The organism is Methanosphaera sp. BMS (genome assembly GCF_003268005.1).
Lineage (GTDB): Archaea > Methanobacteriota > Methanobacteria > Methanobacteriales > Methanobacteriaceae > Methanosphaera.
This window is the reverse complement of sequence record NZ_CP014213.1, coordinates 1,955,066-1,970,952: the sequence shown is the minus strand read 5'-3', so window position 1 is coordinate 1,970,952 and position 15,887 is coordinate 1,955,066. Positions and strand designations below refer to the sequence as shown.

The following is a 15,887-nucleotide window of genomic DNA, read 5'->3' as shown; positions in this document are numbered from 1 at the left end:
ATAAACTTTAATAATAACATATTCCTAAGTCATATGCAATTGCATCTGAATAATAAATTAAATAGTTAATCCATTAAAAAAATATAAATAAATACCTTTAATATTCATTATAATTATATGATAATGATTAATAATCTAAATTAAAGCAAATCAAAGGATTAAATAAAAAATTAGGAAAGTTAATATAAATATTTTCTTAACTTGATAACATCGACTTACAATACAAAATTTTTTAAATTACAAAATACAAATCAATATATTATTTATTGTTAAAATATGATTTATTATATATTTTTAATTTAAGGGTATTATGGGAAAGGGATAAATATGCAACATTTATTATCAATGTCTGATGTAAAAGATCAAGTTTTTGAAATAATTGAACTTGCAGAAGACTTAAAAAGTGGAAAAATAACTGATAAACCATTAGAAGCTAAGTCATTGGGAATGATATTTGAAAAATCATCAACACGTACAAGGGTATCATTTGAAGTTGGAATGTACCAGTTGGGAGGACAGGCTTTATACCTGTCTAGTGATGACATGCAGTTAGGCAGGGGAGAAACAATAGCAGATACCGCAAGGGTATTGTCCAGATATCTTGACGGAATAATGATAAGGGCCAAAAAACACTCCAATGTGGAAGAATTGGCAAAATACTCAACAATACCTGTTATAAGTGGATTAACCGACATGGAACATCCATGTCAAATATTTGCCGATTTACTTACCATAAAGGAATACAAGGGTGATTTTAACAGAAAACTGGTATTTATTGGTGATGGAAACAACGTATGCAATTCATTACTTCTAGCCGGAGCATACACCGGAATGGATGTAACGGTAGCATGTCCTGAGGGATATGAACCAGATAAAGACATATATGAATTAGCCAAAAAAGAAGCCAAAAAAACCGGTTCCATCATAAAAATCGAACATGACGTATACACAGCAGTAAAGGATGCGGATATTCTCTACACCGATGTATGGGTCAGTATGGGTGATGAAGAAGAAAAAGAAGAAAGGGAAAGAATATTCAAGGATTATCAAATAAATATGAATCTGGTAAACAAGGCAAAAGAAGATGTGATAGTAATGCATTGTCTACCTGCCATAAGAGACCAGGAAATAACCGATGAGGTAATGCTGTCCTCACATTCAGCCATATGGGACCAGGCAGAAAATCGTCTACACGCTCAAAAAGCAATAATGTACAAGTTACTATAAATTATAAAACACCCTTTCCCCAAAATTGTTATAAAAGTGATACCATGTTATCAAAAAGAATAATTCCATGTTTGGACTGTGACTTACAAGTACCTGAAGGAAGAGTAGTTAAAGGAGTAGAATTCAAGCAGATACGCTATGCCGGAAATCCGGTGGAATTGGCAACAAAATACTATGAGGATGGAGCCGATGAAATAGTATTCCTGGACATTACCGCTTCTCATGAACGCAGATCAACAATGGCCGATGTAATTAAAAAAACGGTTGAAAATGTATTCTGTCCCATATGTGTCGGTGGTGGAATACGTGAAGTAAAGGATTATGTTAACATGCTTAAGGCAGGAGCTGATAAGTGTTCAACAAACACGGCGGCAATAAAGGATCCTTCCCTGATAAACAGGGCTTCAAGTCATGTGGGCAGCCAGGCATGTGTAATAGGAATCGATGCAAAAAGAAGATATGTTGAAAATCCATCAGAAAAGGATGACCATTATATTATAGAAACCGATGATGGATATTGCTGGTTTGACTGCAGCATATATGGTGGACGTGAGTTTACTGGAATCGATGCAGTCAAATGGGCAATAGAATGTGAAGAAAGAGGTGCCGGTGAGATACTGCTTACAAGTATGGATCGTGATGGAACCAAAATCGGTTATGATTTGGATTTGACAAAAACAATAAGTCAAAACGTATCAATACCGGTGATAGCCTCTGGTGGGGTTGGAAATCCAGAACACATATATGAAGCATTTGCCAAGGGTCAAGCCGATGCCGCACTGGCTGCCAGCATATTCCACTTTGATGAATATCCAATACCTGAAGTAAAAAAATACATTAAACAAAAGGACATAGCTACAAGAATATAGGGATAAAAATGACATTAATCATAAATGTAACGACACCTGATGGAATAATAATGGCATCAGACAGCAGGCAATCCCAAAGAAACATCAAGCAAATCACAAGAATATCCACCAATACGGCGGATAAGCTATTTCAAATAAATGACCGGGTCATCGTTGGGACAGCAGGTCTTGCATTTTTCCCAAACGAAAAGGGCATGCCTACAAATGTTTCAAAATACATCACTGATTTTTCCAAGGAAAATGACTTGGATGATTTGACCGTTAAGGAGATAGCCTATAAGTTACATGATTATATAAATACGAAGTATCCATGGGAAAAGCAGTTGGACTTGTCTGCTCAACAGCTGAAGATTGAAGCCGAACAGAAAGGTGCACAGGTATTGTCCATAGAAAAACTCGATGATTCCATTGAATTTAAGATAAAACAGGCAAATGGAAGAATAGAAGAGGGACACCTTGATATTGAGGCAGTGGATATTCTTGTAAGTGGATATAACAAGAATGGAACAACTCAAACATATGAACTAAGATGTCCCGGTGAGATAACACTGGAACGTGATATTGAAGAATATGGCAGTACATGGGTAGGTCAGGGAGATGTAGTAAGCCGGTTGATATTGGGATATGATTCAAAAATGTTAAACATGCCGGTATTCGACAGGATGTCCAATCATAAGAAGGAATTGTTAAATCAGTTGCATGGACTTGAATACAATATACAATGGGGATTAATGACACTGCAGGATGCAATTAACCTGGCTGTATTTCTCATTAAGTCAACACAGATGATTCAAGCTTATGCTGATGGAATCAACATGGACATCGGTGATGTTCAGAATGTCGGCGGGCCAATAGACATAGCGGTAATACGACTTGATGAAGGTGTGGATTGGATTAATAAAAAACAATTGCATTATCCCCAAGACTTTTAAACCCTCTTTTTAACTATTTTTTCTAAATGAGAATAAATTAAATTATATTACTAATTAAACGATTTGAACAGCATAGTGATAATATGATTACTAAGAATTTTGTAATAAAATATGATGATTATATGGGTGACTTTGACTTAAAACTAACGATGGACTCCGGTCAGACAAGTCAACCGCCATGGATGAATGTTGATGGAACATATCATGAGATACTGTCTATTCAAAATGAGGATGTGCTTGTTAAAATAAGCCAGAAAAAGTTAAATGCTGATGTTGACGTATCATACTGCTGTGATGGTGATGTTGACTGTCAATTGGTTAAGGATAAGCTTTTTTACATCTTTGATTTGGATTATGACATTACTGAAGTATATGATTTTTTAGAATCCAATGAAGAATTAAGGGATGTGTATAAATTCAACAGGGGATTAAGATTATATAAGGCTCAATATCCTTTTGAATCCATAATATCATCGATATGTTCAGCAAATAACTCCATAAAAAGATGGACAAAATCCATTGATGATATAAAAAAATCATGTGGTAATCAACACATATTTGACGGAAAAAAATACCCTACTTTTCCATCCGAGAAAGACTTTGTGCAGATAGATGAAGATAAGCTAAAGTCCTTTGGTGTAGGTTATAGAAGCTCATACATGCTAAATACCACTAGGATGATATTGGAGGAGGATGCTTTCCATGAAAATATATTTGAAATGGGCTATGAGGAATCCTTTGAGAAAATCATTGAATTGGAGGGTGTAGGTCCTAAGGTTGCCGATTGTATATTGTTATATGCATATAATAAGCGTGAGGCATATCCTGTTGACGTATGGATAAATAGGATTACAACTTACCTGTATTTTAATGGTCAGAAGCTATCTAATAGGAAGATTATGGAATTTGCACAGGAAAGATTTGGCAAGTATTCCGGTTATATTCAATTATATCTGTTTAATTATGCAAGACTCTCCGGATTAATGGAGAAACTTAAAAAATAATCGATTATTTGGAAAATGTATGTGAACTTTATCTCTTCGATTAGGATGTGACATATTCTATATATAATTATTCTATAAATATGTCTTCATGACCTCTTTTCAAATGCAAAATATCAGTATATCCTTATTTATTTTTAAAAACTTTTATATGTTATATCATATATATATTTTACTATGAGATATTTTATAAGTTATATCGTATAAAATTATTATACCGAGTATATTTTAATGTTATAATGTAGGGGTTGCTCATCAATGATTGATAGACCTTTTTATATGGACAAGATTAATGAATTTGTTGATACGGATTTAATTAAGGTATTAACAGGAATGAGACGTTGTGGAAAAACAACTATGTTCAAATTAATAATAAAGGAATTAATAAATAAATATCACATCCCAGAGGATAACATCTTTTTAATATCCTTTGAATCAACAAAATACAAATGGATAGAAAATGCAGAAAAATTAGATGAAATTGTATGGGAGCTGACTGAAAAAATCAATGGTAAATCCTACCTATTTTTTGATGAAATTCAAAATGTAAAAGGATGGGAAAAAAGTATAAATTCATACATGGTGGATTTAGACTGTGATTTATATATTACAGGATCTAATTCTAATTTATTGTCAGGAGAACTAGCAACATATATTGCCGGCAGGTATATTGAATTTAAAATATATCCCTTCTCATTTAATGAAATTTTAACCTATAAATCTCAAAATAAGAAATTAAATAGATTTGAAGAACTGCAATTATTTGAAGAGTATAAGGAATATGGGGGATTACCCTATTTACAACAATTAAATAAAGGAAAAATGGATTATATTAATAATGTTTATGATTCAATACTACTAAAAGATGTAGTTCGACGTTATGATATACGAGATTTGGATTTTCTTGAACGATTAATATATTTCTTAATTGATAACATGGGGCATATGTTTTCAGCCAATAGCATATCCAAGTTTTTCAAACATGAAAAAAGAAAAGCAAATCCTGAAAAAGTATTAAATTATATAAAACTACTGAGAAATGCATTATTATTCACACAAGTAAAAAGGGAAGATTTAAAAGGTAAGGAAATTCTATCAGTTAATGAAAAATATTATCTAATGGATCATGGATTTTATAAAGCATTAGTCGGAGATAACAATCATAATGAAGGTCAAAAACTTGAAAACATAGTTTTCAATGAATTATTAAGAAGGGGTTATAAGATTACCGTAGGAATATATCAAGATTTAGAAATCGATTTTGTATGTAAAAAAAATAACCAAGTGCTTTATGTTCAAGTTTCAGAAACATTAAAAGGAGAAAAAACTAGAAAAAGAGAATTCAAGCCTTTAATGAAGATTAAAGACAATTATCCAAAATATATAATTACTGAAGACATAACTGACTATTCAAAACAGGGTATTATAAATATCAATATAATGGACTTCTTAAAAGATGAAACAATATAAGACACAGTTTCAAAAAGATATTTTTTTAATTCGGGACATGGTAAGGAGTATCCCAAATATGCTCTGAGTTATGGTGTCTGTTAATGATATGAAATTATTCCATGAATTATTTTATTTTTTTTATTATTTAAAACATGTTAAAATACAATATAATAATATACAACAATTTAATCATCAATTAAATTATATATTAACTGTTATTTAATTAATCAGTCAAGTTATCCTGATTGTGATTGGAATTCTTGAAAGTACACTTGAAAAAATTTATCATGCCCGTTTTTTGCAATAAAACCGCCTGAAATAATTAAATCTCTAGAAAGTAGGACTGTATTTTGTATACTGCCATTAAAATAGTTTTAATAAATAAATAAATAAAAGAAATGTATTTTGGGAGGTGAAGGGTAGAATGAATATATAATATAAATTCTATAATATATAGTTTATTTTTTCTTATTAATAATATTATGCTATTTTTCACTCAATTTGTAATAACTTAATCATCTTCGATTATTACTTCATTCATTTTGTCGCCTTGTCTAATCTCGTATACGACATCCATTCCATCAATTACCTGACCAAAAACGGTGTGAACCCCATCAAGGTGTGGTTGAGGGCTGTGAGTAATAAAGAACTGGCTTCCACCGGTATCTTTACCGGCATGTGCCATTGATAAAGCTCCGGTACCATGTTTATGTGGGTTTCCTTCGGTTTCACATTTGATTGTATAACCAGGGCCACCGGTTCCGTTTCCATTAGGACATCCGCCTTGAATTACAAAGTCGGGAATAACTCTATGGAATGTCAATCCATTATAAAATCCTTCATTTGCTAGTTTTTCAAAGTTTTTAACAGTTCCCGGTGCTTCATTAGGGAATAATTCTATTGTAATGTCACCTTTGTCAGTTTTAATTATAGCTTTTTTCATATATTTCACCTTTTAATTAAATTTATAATTTGTTATAATTAGAGTGTTTACATAAAGTATATAGTATTATTTATTTGTAATCCTTAATAATTTTTTGGAGTTATGTTATTTTATGATTAATTATTACTTTTCAAGACTCCCATGGATTAATTCTCATACTATCGTATTAATTGTAGATATATCTTGCAGTAAATTTTGCTGCTGAAAGTCCTGATAATTAATTAATTAATAATTTATGGCGGATGTTTAAGGCAAACTTTTTGATAATAACATTACATTATAATATATAAATTTGTTTGTAATATGCCATCATTAATATTTAATAAAAAGTTATATCAAACATCTATCTCAACAAACATCAACATACTATGATTCATATTGTATTATGGGATTCTTCATCACTGTCACATACTATTTTAATATTAATATTTTTTTTAGCATTTCATATTTCTTTAATTCTTCAAAATGAGAAATTATATTTAAAATATACTTCAAGAGAAGATTGAACTATCAAAGTGAAAGATGGTACTTATATTAAAAATTTAAGAAAGTCTTTAAATGGGTAAATGAAGAGTACTTATTAAAGTTGTAAAGATGCTACTAAAACGTATAAATTACTCAGATTCAAGATTTATATAAATTCTATCAAACGGATTAATTATTAATTCTCTGTTTTCCATATTTATCCCTATCGAAATATTCTTTTTTCATTGTGAATTAATGTATGTAAAGTCTCAACCATATTTAATTAATATTTTCCCCTATAATTTTAAGATGTAGAAAGTTTTATCATAGAATATGAATATAAATAATATTGTATAATATCTTTAATCATTTTAATTTATTTCATTAAAAAAAATTGGAGGTTAAATATGAATTCAAATGACATAAAAGAAACCTTGGATGAATATGTTATGCATACCTATGGAAGATATGATTTAGTAATAGATCATGCACATGGAAGCATAGTATATGATTGTGAAGGTAACGAGTATATTGACTGTGTTGCAGGAATAGCAGTAAACAACATAGGTCATACTCATAAAAAGATGACAGAAAACTTGACAAAACAGTTAGATAAGATGATACATGTATCTAACTTGTATTATACCGAAGAACAGGCAACATTTGCTAAAAGATTGGTTGAAGCATCACCACATGACAAAGTATTCTTTGCAAACAGTGGAGCAGGAGCAAATGAGGGGGCCATAAAACTGGCAAGAAAATACACGGGAAAAGGTGAAATAATATCAACTTGGAACTCATTCCATGGAAGAACACTAGCCACAATAACAGCTACAGGCCAGCCTAAATACCAGAAAGGATTTGAACCATTACCAGCAGGATTCAAACATGTAGACTACAATGATATTGAACAGATAAAAGAGGCCATAACAGATGATACTGCTGCTATACTGGTTGAACCTATCCAGGGAGAAAGTGGTGTAAGAGTACCTGACGATGATTATCTGCCAACACTAAGAGAAATCTGTGATGAAAAAGGAATCCTTTTAATATTCGATGAAGTACAAACCGGTTATGGAAGAACAGGTAAAATGTTTGCATCAGAATTAACAGGCACAGTCCCTGATATAACAACCTGTGCTAAGGCAATTGCAGGTGGATTACCAATGGGTGCAGTACTGGCTAATGAAAAAATAGCTGAAGCGTTCCAGCCAGGAAATCACGCTACAACATTTGGTGGAAGTCCATTCGTATGCTGTGCAGGAAACACGGTATTGGATATCTATGAAGAAGAGGATTTGGTAAACAAATCCCATGAAAACGGATTATACTTCATGGAAAAATTGGAAGCTCTCAAAGCTAATCATGACTGTATCGTTGATGTAAGAGGTCATGGTTTAATGGTCGGAGTAGAAGTTAACTATGGATGTGACGATTTGGTAGCTAAAGCTCAAGAAAAAGGAGTACTTATAAACGTTGCAAATCATACCGTGATACGATTCGTACCACCACTTATAATAACCAGAGATGAATTGGATAAAGTAGTATGTGTAATTGATGAAATATTACCTTAATACTACTTTATTATTCTTTTTTTTAACTAATTTTTAAGGATTTATTCGTTTAAATACTTTTCATTGGAATGGATAAATTGTATGTATTTATAATCAACCCATATTGATCTTATTATTGATATTACCTGCAGTAAAAAGGCAAATGTTCCCAGGTATAGCATTACAATAACATTCGGCATCAATAATCCACAGATAATTATCAGTATCCATGGCATTTCATATACAATACCCTCCAGTAGCCACATATTATTTTTTGTTTTAAAACCCATATAGATAAAACCCACACCATTGATAAAGTTAATCAATGAAAGCAAGACCCATAATGAATTAATGATAATATCAGTTATTTTCATATACTCACCTAAAAAAATAATATTGGAAAATGGCATTATTTATTCAAAGAAGCCTTGGTTTTATTGTCAACGGTGGACTCCTCTTTTAATTTATCAGCAGTTTCAATTCTTTCAACGACCTTTTGACCTTCAATGGCCATTTGATTAAATGAATCAATTGTTTCTTTCATCTTTGGAAGTGCCAATTGCTTATATGTACTTACCTCTTCAACCGCGGCTATAGCCTCGGCAAATGCTTCTTGAAGAACTTCCGTAGAAATCATTGTTGAAGCACTTGATTTCTGAATCTGACTTCCCTGTTGACGTAGAATCTGTGAAGTTGACATAATAATGTCACTTGTCGTATCATTTAATAGGTTAATTTTATCCATTACAATTTTCTGGTCATATAATGCCGTTGCAGCCATCACACCCGTTTTTAAAGCAGTTACTGTAACATTCTTGGCACGATTTACTCCACGAATAAGTTCCTTATTGTTCTTTCTGATAGTGTTTAAGGAGATGATTCCCTGTTGGTTAATCACAACCATCTGTTGTAAATCCATTACCCTTTGTCTTAATGGGAACAATATCTCTTCCTTTACAATTGCAACTTTCTCTGAATCTACTCCCTCCATTTCAGCCTTAGTTATTTGTGATTCAATGGATTTGTCCATCATTTTACCAAGTTCAACATCTGCAATCAATTTATTGGTTGTTTCTCTTAATGCATTTTCTTCATGAAGAAGTGTTACGTTATCGTTTTCCAATACCTTTCTGCTGTTTTCAAGAGAATCAATAATATCCGCTATTACAGGTTCGGCCTTCTGGTACTTGCCGAAGTATTTCTTCACAGGATTTTGTAATTTCTTTAGAATTCCCTTTTTTGAAAAGTCAACTTGGCCGGGATCTAATTCCTGAAGTTGCTTATCCAGTTGCAGTATTTTCTCTCCAATATTATTTGCATCTTCTCCTCCATTTGAAAAATCAGCTAAACGATGACTTAACAGTTCATTTTGCTTGCTTGACTTGTCCATATCTGCCATTCCAAATTTTTCTATTGGTTCTATTATTTTTTCTCTTTCATATGGATTATTTAAGTCAGAATCAAATATTGCATCTGCATTCGTTTCTGCCTGACTTTTAAGAGGGGAATCCTGTAGTTTTTCTTCCTCCTGTTTAAGTGTTTTTTCAACATCATTTCTTATACTATCTACATCAAGTGAAAATTCACCCATAATATCAACTCACTTGTTTATTTATATTCCTTTACAGAATCTATTAATTTATCCATTTGATCTATCAGATTCTTAATTGTTTCATCCGAATTAGTGTCCTTGGACATAGTGATGAGTAGTTCATTTGTCAACTCATCAATTTGTTTACTTAATAACTTCAGTGTCTTAATTCTTACTTTTATCTGTTCATCCATATCTTCTGAGTATTCATTTGAATATCTAAGCATATCCAGTGCAGTCTCCGATTCACTCACAAATACCTTGTCAACATTTTCCACTGTTGAAATGAATTTGTCATATGTTATTTGGGGTGGAGCAAATCTCTTTTCAATAAGTTCGGTTGCCTTGTTCTTTTTATACGAAAATTCCTGTTTCAGTTTTAATATTTGCCGTTCATATTCGATAAATTTTGGATTGATATTTGAATACTCGTTGTTTTTGGAATTCATATACGTTTTTATTTTATCTAACTTAATGGCTCTTCTAACTTTAATAATTTTTCTGATTTTATAGGCTGGAAGCAACAATAACGCGATAAATATTAATATTATAATGTTATTATTTAGGAATATTATTGGAACAATCAACATTATCCACATTATATAATATAATATTATTTTTCCTATAACGGGATAATATGCCTTTTTAAAGTCATTCATGTTTGCTATGTTGTTATTAATCCTGATTATTGAAGCTTTTTGTGAATCGGGAGAATACTTAAGAATTTCCTTATCATCAAGAATTCCTTTTGCAGGCTCCAAATTGCACTCTAGTTTAGTCAGTGATTCTGTTAATTTGACCTGATTGCCATCAATATCATATAAGGAAGAATCAACAAATTTTAATGGAGTAGTCAGTCGCAATATCTCCTGCTCCTTTTTTGTTATAATGTTATTCTCTTTTTTCATAATTGACTCCCATAAAATATCTATAATTAATTTATCTATTCTAATTATTAATATGTTCCATAATAAGTTTATAATATAAATGATGAAGATTTTGAAAATAACACTAATCAAGAATAAACACGCTCAGAAAATATTTTTACTCGTAATTTACAATTTTATTTGACATTGTTATTCCATCTGATTTATAATATTCTATTCACCTTGATTAGTAAAGATTAATTTCTTAGTCTGGTATTTTTGTATATTTTTCTGGCTTGTTTTTCCATTTCTTTTTCTTCTTTTGTAGGTTCTCTACTAATATATTCTAAAAATGCTTCTAGTTCTTCTTTTGTTTCTATGTCTGGTGTTGGTGGAAGATCTTGCCATAATTAGTAATTCATTTCTTTGATTATTTCTATATTTTTAAAATGTAAACTTGGTTTCGATTTTGAACGATTGTGTAAGTGGGAGAGACTCTCCAAGTAAAATCAAATTATAACCAAGACATCCGGATATATAATTTTTTTTGTTTTAAAATACCTTTGGCCAAGTCTCATATGGAGGGTAATTTCATATTTTTTCATGTTTCAACTGTTTTAACTAAATAAAATTAGAATATGGATATGACTTATAATATCCGTTGAAAATTACATATTATATGGTCAGTTATCCGGATACATACAATTTAGCTTTATTTGGCTCATTTGTTGCTTTAATAAAAAAATAATTTAGGTGGTTATTGCTTCTCTGAAGAACTTAGGTATTAGTCTGCGGTACATCTTGTTTCTCAGTATTGTCTGAATGTTCTTATCCAGAATGTATGTGTCACAGTGATCGTTTTCAGCCCTCATTCCACGTCCATATGCCTGCATCAATGTCATGATGGTCTTATATGCATACCATTCGGGGTCAAGGTTTTTTCTTTCGTTGATCTGTTTATCACCGAGGTAGGGGTATGGTACTTTGTAGATTACCTGGAATTCACATTTTTCATATGGCAAATCAACTCCCTCGCTCATTGATGGACTTACAAGTACATATGGATTGTTTGACTTTTCAAATTCCCTCAGTATCTGTTCACGATTCTTGGAGTCATGTGATAGTATTCTCTGTTCTCTGATGTGTTGGATGATGTACTGCTGGCATTTATAGCTGTTTGTATGGACCAGTCCCTTTTCATTGAAGTGTTTGTCCATTATCTCCTTAAGTACGGGTATGGTCTTTGGTGCCGTATGCCATAGTGCCCTTTTGGACATTGGCCCGACAAGTCTCATGTGTATTGGCCGATATTCCTTCTTGAAGGGGCTTTCACTGTGAATGTAGTATACCTCTTCGGGGTCTAATCCCAGCCATTTGCAGAACAGGTCCTTGTCCAGTATTGTTGCACTCATGAAAAGTACCTTGTCGGCGTATTGGAACAAGGTTTCTTCTGCATACTTATCCACTTTGAGCGGTTTGAAGGATACTGAACTTTCATCGGTTGACACCACCCAATCGGAGGGGTTTTTCTTGATATTTCCCGTTATTTCCTTGATTTTTCTTTTTGTATGCTCGATACGGTCTCCCTTTTGTTTGGTTAGGTTATTGACATTGATGGAATTATATGAGTCAAATATTGCCTCTAAAAATGCAATCCAGTCCTTTATATCTGTGTATGTCATCATTTCTCTTGGTATGCTTTCCTGTATGTCTTTTTGCAGCTGTTTGTTGTAGAGGTTTAATTCCAGTTTGTGCATGATCTTGTCTTCTATGTTGTGTGCTTCATCCAGTATCATCAGGTTTCTTTTCTGGAAGTGCTGGACGTAGTTGAATTCAAGGTATGCATAGTCATAATTCAGCAGGGTTACAGGCTCTTCGATTGCTATTGCCTTTTGATTCCAGTATGGACATTTATTTGTTGAGTTGAATGTAAACGGTGCATTATAGAATGTTTCCGGGTCATATTCGTTGATGTCCTTTTGATTGTTTTTTTCTATTTTAATGCCATATGGACATGAAAATTCCTCGGTTGTTCTAATGGTTTGACAGGTTCCCTGATCACATTTGTTTAAGGATCCGCTGTCAAGACATGAGAAGTTGTTTCTTCCTTTTACTTGTGGATAACCGAATTCATCGGCATATTGGCGTTGCAATTGTTTTGTCATGGTAAGGATATATGCCGGCTGTAATATTTGACCTAGAGTGGCGGCTATGGCCGATTTACCAGTACCGGTTCCTGCTTCAAGTATGATGTATTTTTTTCCGTTGTCAAATGCATTCAGGATTTCTTCTATCAGTTCCAGTTGATTGTGTCTGGCCTCTTTAAATGGGAAGTTTTCAATTATTTCCTCATCTATTTCAGGATGTTTGGCTTGCAGTTTTTCTTTTTCTTCAGCCGTTGGCCTTTCTATTAGCGAGCTGTACTGTTTTTTCTCATCAGCCTTTTTAGAGCATACGCACTTGTTTTTTATCATTCCACATGTTGGGCAAAATATTGTATTCATAACTATAATATATATCGCTCATTATTTTTTATTCTTTTGGATATGGGGATAATTTTCATGATTGATTAAAACTTACTTTTAGATAAGTTCATGTGACTTTAATCATAAGCTTAAAAATTATATATATGTGTATGGTTATATTAATAGTATAAAAAGGTATTAAATAAATAATAAAATTTACTTTACTTATCATGTTACTTTTTTAATTATAAAAAAAATTCAAAGGATGAAAGATATGGCAATAGGAAAATTATATGGAGTCGGTGTAGGACCGGGAGACCCAGAACTAGTAACAATAAAAGCGGCAAGAATCATAAAAGAGACGGATATCATATTCGCACCAAAGTCAAGAAATGGTAAGCCTAGCGTAGCATTAAATATAGTACAGGGAATAATCGATGAAAGAGAAACAGAATGTGAAATACTTCAACCATTGTTTCCAATGACCGAAGATAAAGAGGAATTGGACAAGTCATGGGATGAAGCAGCAGAGATGTTGTTTGAAAAGTTATCCGAGGGATTAAACGCTGTATTTGTAACCTTGGGCGATCCGACAATATTCTCAACATTCAGCTACGTGTCAAAAAGATTACAGAAGATGGGTGTAGAGGTGGTATTGGTACCGGGTATTGCAGCCATGACTGCCTGCAGCACAACGGCCGGAATACAGCTAACAGAACAGGATGATATAATGGTGGTAGTGCCTCAGGTGGATGACAGGTTAGCAAAAATATTACCGTACGTGGATACTGTCGTTGCAATGAAAACATCCAGACACCTTGATGTACTGGAGGAATGTATAAATAACGATCCAAGAGAAAAGGAGATAGTGTCCGTACAGAATTGTACAATGAAGGATGAGAATATCGTCCATGGATTTGTAGACAATAAGAAATACTTCTCAACCAGCATCATTAAGTTCAAAAAGGAATAAATCTTATTTCTTTTCTATTTTTTCCACTATTTTATCACATATGCTCTCCCAATTAAAGTTATCATAGACTATGGACTGTTTAGCGTATGGATTTTCCGTTATGCTCTCCCAATTAAGCATGGTATCTTTCAAGGCCTTTTCGAGTGATTCGCTTTCATGTTCGACTATCTGACCATAACCTGTTTTTTCTATAATGTCTTTTGAGGCTCCAACATCCGTTGAAATAATGTAATTTCCAAAGTATGCCGCCTCTAATGTGGAGATTCCAAAGCTTTCGGAGCGTGAAGTACAGCAGTAAATGCTGCTTTTAGCATATTCGGTTGACAATACATTCTTGTCTGATATGTATCCCTTCAATATTATCCTGTCTTTTAACTGCGGATTCTTTTTGAAGAAATCATTTAAAAATTCTTTCATATCCTCCTCTATTTTACCTATCAATACCAGTTTCCAATCATCACTAACGCATTTGCCAAAGGCGTCCATGAGCAAATCTATGGATTTGTTCTTCTTTTCAACATATCCCACATACAGTATTGTCTTTTCTTTATCCTCCAGGCCAATATCTGATTTTGTTATGCCGTTTGGTATGTAGAGTAATCTGTCCTCTGATATAAAATCCTTCAGCAGATTGTAGTTTCTTCTGGTTTCTATACTGATAAGGTCTATTTTGCTGAAAATGATTTTTGCATACAATCGTCTGAGGGAGGGTAACAATCCTCTACGCTTGATTAAAAAGTCAATGATTTCATTGTTGGCATCCAGTTTCAGGTATATTTTACCCTTCCTGTTTCTTAGCTTATATGCTGTAATGTAACTGGCCAGTAGGTTATACTTCAAATGATATAGTTGTAGGATGTCAATATTTTTGGAATTACCCTTTAAATATTTAAGAACGTCCCCTTTTTCATCACCTGTATTGTCAAGGTATTCGAGGTTAAAGTTATCTGATTTAAGTTCGTCTTCCAGATAAAAGTATTCGTCATTATCATAGGTGGCTATATGCGTATCGTATCTATCTGATAATGTGTAGGGAATCATGCCCACATCCTTTGTTAAGTTGTAGTTGTACAAGCCCGGAAATATGCACGTATAGTTTTTCATTTAAACCATTATTCCTTATAGCAATATATTTCAACCTGTTTTTTAATTATATGTGTCATCTGTTTTTCATCGGCTTCAATTGGGTCACGTAATTGGTCGAGTATTTCAAATTCCATGTCTATAATTTCCTCTACACGATATAAAAACCAGGATGTCTCTTCATCCTTTTCCTTTCTGTTGAATAAGGGATAGTCAAATCCTTCCGTGTTGAATCCATTTTTACCACTATATTCTATGGTCATGTCATCATCGTCGTGTAATATTATTTCCACTTTGCTGATTCCTTTATTTTCCTTAAGATCTTCAAATCTATAATGATATTTGTCATTGATGTTCATGTCAATTCCTCAATTTTTTTGTCATCTGTTTAATATATTTTAAAAACCATATATAATAATTAATTGTTAATAGTGAAATATTATTTTTTTTATTATGATTAAAAAATA

14 protein-coding genes are annotated in these 15,887 nt (G+C 32.5%); 7 read left to right on the top strand and 7 right to left on the bottom strand.

Translation table 11 applies throughout. The features are described 5' to 3' along the window. The first annotated feature begins 327 nt into the window (after positions 1–327). The 5 genes from argF (at position 328) to AW729_RS07155 (ending at position 5,499) form a co-directional block, all read left to right on the top strand. Entirely contained in the window at positions 328–1,227 is a 900-nt protein-coding gene (gene argF, locus AW729_RS07175) for an ornithine carbamoyltransferase (RefSeq protein WP_112124468.1), read from the top strand. A gap of 44 nt (positions 1,228–1,271) precedes the next feature. Continuing rightward, positions 1,272–2,096 (top strand): imidazole glycerol phosphate synthase subunit HisF, encoded by an 825-nt coding sequence (gene hisF / locus AW729_RS07170; RefSeq protein ID WP_112124467.1) that lies wholly within the window; start codon positions 1,272–1,274, stop codon positions 2,094–2,096. Between the two features lie 8 nt (positions 2,097–2,104). Next, entirely contained in the window at positions 2,105–3,028 is a 924-nt protein-coding gene (locus AW729_RS07165) for a hypothetical protein (RefSeq protein ID WP_112124466.1), read from the top strand. Between the two features lie 83 nt (positions 3,029–3,111). Next, positions 3,112–4,032 (top strand): DNA glycosylase, encoded by a 921-nt coding sequence (locus AW729_RS07160; protein WP_236951214.1) that lies wholly within the window; start codon positions 3,112–3,114, stop codon positions 4,030–4,032. 255 nt (positions 4,033–4,287) lie between these two features. Continuing rightward, a complete protein-coding gene (locus AW729_RS07155) occupies positions 4,288–5,499 on the top strand; it encodes an ATP-binding protein (protein ID WP_112124465.1) in 1,212 nt (403 codons plus the stop codon). A 493-nt stretch (positions 5,500–5,992) separates the two neighbouring features. On the opposite strand, the gene AW729_RS07150 is transcribed toward AW729_RS07155, so the two are convergent. Next, positions 5,993–6,424, bottom strand: a complete 432-nt coding sequence (locus AW729_RS07150; protein WP_112124464.1) for a peptidylprolyl isomerase — start codon at positions 6,422–6,424, stop codon at positions 5,993–5,995. 872 nt (positions 6,425–7,296) lie between these two features. Here AW729_RS07150 and AW729_RS07145 point away from each other — a divergent pair. Beyond that, positions 7,297–8,463, top strand: a complete 1,167-nt coding sequence (locus AW729_RS07145; protein WP_112124463.1) for an aspartate aminotransferase family protein — start codon at positions 7,297–7,299, stop codon at positions 8,461–8,463. Between the two features lie 41 nt (positions 8,464–8,504). On the opposite strand, the gene AW729_RS07140 is transcribed toward AW729_RS07145, so the two are convergent. The 4 genes from AW729_RS07140 to AW729_RS07125 all read right to left on the bottom strand — a co-directional run bounded on the left by AW729_RS07140 (position 8,505) and on the right by AW729_RS07125 (position 13,403). After that, on the bottom strand, positions 8,505–8,816 hold the full coding sequence (locus AW729_RS07140) for a hypothetical protein (RefSeq protein ID WP_112124462.1): 312 nt from the start codon (positions 8,814–8,816) through the stop codon (positions 8,505–8,507). Between the two features lie 35 nt (positions 8,817–8,851). Beyond that, the gene (locus tag AW729_RS07135) at positions 8,852–10,033 is read right to left on the bottom strand and encodes a toxic anion resistance protein (RefSeq protein WP_112124461.1); all 1,182 of its coding nucleotides are present in this window, start codon (positions 10,031–10,033) and stop codon (positions 8,852–8,854) included. Between the two features lie 17 nt (positions 10,034–10,050). After that, the gene (locus AW729_RS07130) at positions 10,051–10,941 is read right to left on the bottom strand and encodes a hypothetical protein (RefSeq protein ID WP_112124460.1); all 891 of its coding nucleotides are present in this window, start codon (positions 10,939–10,941) and stop codon (positions 10,051–10,053) included. Positions 10,942–11,648: 707 nt separating this feature from the next. Beyond that, entirely contained in the window at positions 11,649–13,403 is a 1,755-nt protein-coding gene (locus AW729_RS07125) for a helicase C-terminal domain-containing protein (RefSeq protein WP_112124459.1), read from the bottom strand. 235 nt (positions 13,404–13,638) lie between these two features. Here AW729_RS07125 and cobI point away from each other — a divergent pair, with 235 nt between their 5' ends. Next, positions 13,639–14,337: a precorrin-2 C(20)-methyltransferase gene (gene cobI, locus AW729_RS07120; protein WP_112124458.1), complete on the top strand. Its 699-nt coding sequence runs from the start codon at positions 13,639–13,641 to the stop codon at positions 14,335–14,337. A 3-nt stretch (positions 14,338–14,340) separates the two neighbouring features. Here cobI and AW729_RS07115 read toward each other — a convergent pair whose 3' ends face one another. Together AW729_RS07115 and AW729_RS07110 are read right to left on the bottom strand one after the other, a co-directional pair. Then, positions 14,341–15,441 carry a glycosyltransferase family 4 protein gene (locus AW729_RS07115; RefSeq protein ID WP_112124457.1) on the bottom strand — a complete coding sequence of 367 codons (1,101 nt, stop codon included), beginning with the start codon at positions 15,439–15,441 and terminating at the stop codon, positions 14,341–14,343. An 8-nt stretch (positions 15,442–15,449) separates the two neighbouring features. Beyond that, positions 15,450–15,779 carry a hypothetical protein gene (locus AW729_RS07110; protein WP_112124456.1) on the bottom strand — a complete coding sequence of 110 codons (330 nt, stop codon included), beginning with the start codon at positions 15,777–15,779 and terminating at the stop codon, positions 15,450–15,452. Between the last annotated feature and the right edge of the window lie 108 nt (positions 15,780–15,887).